This window comes from Algibacter ulvanivorans, assembly GCF_048381495.1.
Classification (GTDB): Bacteria; Bacteroidota; Bacteroidia; order Flavobacteriales; family Flavobacteriaceae; genus Algibacter_B; species Algibacter_B ulvanivorans.
The window spans coordinates 1-327 of the sequence record NZ_JBLWGD010000045.1; the positions used below are offsets into that span (position 1 = coordinate 1).

Sequence of the window (327 nt, forward strand, 5' to 3'; positions counted from 1 at the left end):
TGGTAATACGGCCACTTGTACGCAAACTGTGACTGTAACCGATAATATCAAGACGACTTTTGTAAACGGTGCTGCACCGGTTCCTGGAAATGTCGGTGCTATTGGCTGTTCTACAGATGCCGCTAATGTCAATCTTGGAACGCCTACTGTGGATGATAACTGTAACACAACATCCATATCTAATGATGCACCTGCCGTGTTCCCATTAGGAGAAACAACGGGCACTTGGACCGTAACCGATGGTGCTGGTAATACGGCCACTTGTACGCAAACTGTGACTGTAACCGATAATATCAATCCGACTTTTGTAAACTGTGCTGCACCGGT

The 327-nt window shown here is 46.5% G+C and carries 1 protein-coding gene; it reads left to right on the forward strand.

Features of this window, described 5'->3' with window-relative positions:
- Positions 1-327 (forward strand): HYR domain-containing protein (locus ACNG5D_RS15920; protein WP_418184516.1); only part of this gene is annotated, 327 nt, incomplete at both ends.